At 55.4% G+C, this 2,500-nt stretch carries 2 rRNA genes (1 of these 2 cut by a window edge); both read right to left on the reverse strand.

Annotation, left to right across the window (positions count from 1 at the left end):
* Nucleotides 1-75: 75 nt before the first annotated feature.
* Nucleotides 76-189, reverse strand: a 5S ribosomal RNA gene (gene rrf / locus C1719_RS00075).
* Between the two features lie 102 nt (nt 190-291).
* Nucleotides 292-2,500 (reverse strand): 23S ribosomal RNA (locus tag C1719_RS00080) (it continues 757 nt past the right edge of the window).

The raw sequence follows: 2,500 nt of genomic DNA on the forward strand, positions 1-2,500 counted from the left end.
GCCCGGCGCAAGGGAAGGGCCCGCTCCCGCGGGCCCGCCGGCGCCGCGAGGCGCCGGTAACGAAAATATCCTGCATGAGCACGACGTCCTATCCTCCCACGGACTACACCGCAGTACTTTCGGCGATGGCAGGCTTAACTGCCGAGTTCGGAATGGGATCGGGTGATCCCTGCCTCCATGGTCGCGCTCATGCAGGATATTCAGCATGAGACCTATTCGGTTCTCAATGCCCGTGCACCCTGAAGGTTGCATAGCGTCCGTCCCCACGATGCGAAGACGATGAAAATTAGTAAGATAAAGAGCTCGGCCGATTAGTACCGCTCGCCTGAACGCCTCGCAGCGCTTGCAGCTGCGGCCTATCAACCTCGTAGTCTACGAGGGGCCTTACCGAAAAGAGAACTCATCTTGAAGCCGGCTTCCCACTTAGATGCTTTCAGCGGTTATCCGTTCCGAACGTAGCTAAGCAGCTATGCCGTTGGTCGACAACTGCTACACCAGAGGTTCGTCCACCCCGGTCCTCTCGTACTAGGGGCAGCCCTTCTCAATTCTCTTACGCCTACGGAGGATAGGGACCGAACTGTCTCACGACGTTCTGAACCCAGCTCGCGTACCGCTTTAAATGGCGAACAGCCATACCCTTGGGACCAACTTCAGCCCCAGGATGCGATGAGCCGACATCGAGGTGCCAAACCTTGCCGTCGATGTGGACTCTTGGGCAAGATCAGCCTGTTATCCCCGGAGTACCTTTTATCCGTTGAGCGACGGCCATTCCACTCTGAGCCGCCGGATCACTAGAACCGAGTTTCCTCTCTGCTCGACTTGTAGGTCTCGCAGTCAAGCCTGCTTATACTCTTGTACTCTACGAACGATTGCCAACCGTTCTGAGCAGACCTTACGTACGCCTCCGTTACATTTTAGGAGGCGACCGCCCCAGTCAAACTACCCACCTGACACGGTCCGCACGCCGGATCACGGTCGCACGTTAGGTTGCCGATACGATGAGGGTGGTATTCCAAGGGCGACTCCACAGGAACTGGCGTCCCTGCTTCGAAGTCTCCCACCTATCCTCTACACACCGAACCAACAACCAATGTCAAGCTGCAGTAAAGGTTCACGGGGTCTTTCCGTCCTTCCGCAGGTAATTCGCATCTTCACGAATAATACAATTTCACCGGGTCTATGGTTGAGACAGCGCCCAAATCGTTACGCCATTCGTGCAGGTCGGAACTTACCCGACAAGGAATTTCGCTACCTTAGGACCGTTATAGTTACGGCCGCCGTTTACTGGGGCTTAGTTTCAGAGCTTCGCTTGCGCTAACCCATCCACGTAACCTTCCAGCACCGGGCAGGCGTCAGACCCTATACGTCGTCTTACGACTTAGCAGAGTCCTGTGTTTTTGATAAACAGTCGCTTGGGCCGTTTCACTGCGACCCCCGATAGCTCCGGACGCGGGGTCCTTCACCGTCAGGGGCACTCCTTCTCCCGAAGTTACGGAGTCAATATGCCGAGTTCCTTAACCATAGTTCTCCCGATCGCCTTGGTATGTTCTACCCGCCTACCTGTGTCGGTTTTGGTACGGGCACCAACGTAGCTCCCTAGAGGTTTTTCTTGGAAGCATGGGCTCACTGACTTCACTCAATTGCTTCGTCTAACGTCTCAGGCACATGACGCGCGGATTTTCCTACGCATCGCCCTACGCGCTTTCACGGGGACGTCCAGAACCCCGCCCAGCTACCCTTCTCCGTCACCCCATCGGTGGTAACGCTCGTTGGTGGTACAGGAATATCAACCTGTTGTGCATCGGCTACGCCTCGCGGCCTCGCCTTAGCTCCCGACTGACCCTGGGAGGATTAGCCTTGCCCAGGAACCCTTAGGCTTACGGCGGAAGTGTTTCTCGCACTTCTCTCGTTACTCATGCCAGCATTCTCACTTCCATACAGTCCACCGTCGGTTACCCTCCGGCTTCGACCCGGTATGGAAAGCTCCCCTACCACTGAAATAATTCAGTCCGCTGCTTCGGTACCATGCTTAGCCCCGTGAATTGTCGGCGCATGTCCACTTGACCAGTGAGCTATTACGCACTCTTTAAATGCATGGCTGCTTCTAAGCCAACATCCTGGTTGTCTAGGCAAACGCACATCCTTTGCCACTTAGCATGGATTTAGGGACCTTAGCAGGCGGTCTGGGCTGTTTCCCTTTCGAATACACAGCTTAGCCCACATATTCTGACTCCCGATCTCTGGAATACCGGCATTCGGAGTTTGGTTCTTTTCGGTAGGCGGTGAAGCCCCCTAGAAGATCCAGTGCTCTACCACCGGTATTAAACGATCGAGGCTAGCCCTAAAGCTATTTCGGGGAGAACGAGATATCTCCGAGTTTGATTAGCCTTTCACTCCTATCCACAGGTCATCCCCTCCGTTTTCAACCGAAGTGGGTTCGGCCCTCCACGGGGTCTTACCCCCGCTTCAGCCTGCCCATGGATAGCTCACTCGGCTTCGC

The sequence above is a fragment of the Raoultibacter massiliensis genome (assembly GCF_900199545.1).
Taxonomy (GTDB): Bacteria; Actinomycetota; Coriobacteriia; order Coriobacteriales; family Eggerthellaceae; genus Raoultibacter; species Raoultibacter massiliensis.